General features: G+C 71.9%; 1 protein-coding gene. It reads left to right on the top strand.

What is annotated here, in order from left to right; translation table 11 throughout:
• Positions 1-261, top strand: a 261-nt coding sequence (locus BFF77_RS34055) for a DUF488 domain-containing protein (protein WP_079125677.1), incomplete at its 5' end; no start/stop codon positions are given.
• Positions 262-466: the final 205 nt, after the last annotated feature.

Genomic DNA, 466 nt, shown 5'->3' with positions numbered 1-466 from the left:
GAGGCCGCCGCGCTGGACGCGTGGCTGAAGGACGCCGCGCCCTCGGCGGAACTGCGCGCGTGGTACGGGCACGACCCCGGGCGGTTCGAGGAGTTCGCCGGACGGTACGGCGCCGAGCTGGCCGCACCGGATCACGCGGAGGCGCTCGGCCGGCTGCGTGAGCTGGCAGCCGAGGACACTCTCACCCTGCTCACCGCCACCAGGGACCTGCGGTACAGCCACGGGCCGCTGCTGGCGGCGGAGGTGCGCCGGGACAGCTGAGGGCGGGCACCGGGGGCCGGACCACCGAGGGCGGGACCGCTGGGGCAGGTGCATCGGGAGCGCGTCACCGGGGCCATCGGGAGCCGCGTTGACAAAACAATACGGTCCAGCGCATAGTTATACCCATCAGTGAATGCACCGTAAGGAGATACCCGTGACCGAGCGCGTCGTACTCGCCTACTCGGGCGGCCTGGACACCTCCGTC

This window comes from Streptomyces lushanensis, assembly GCF_001700515.1.
GTDB lineage: Bacteria > Actinomycetota > Actinomycetes > Streptomycetales > Streptomycetaceae > Streptomyces > Streptomyces lushanensis.
Note: the sequence above shows the minus strand (reverse complement) of the source record. Positions and strands in the feature narration are given on the sequence as shown.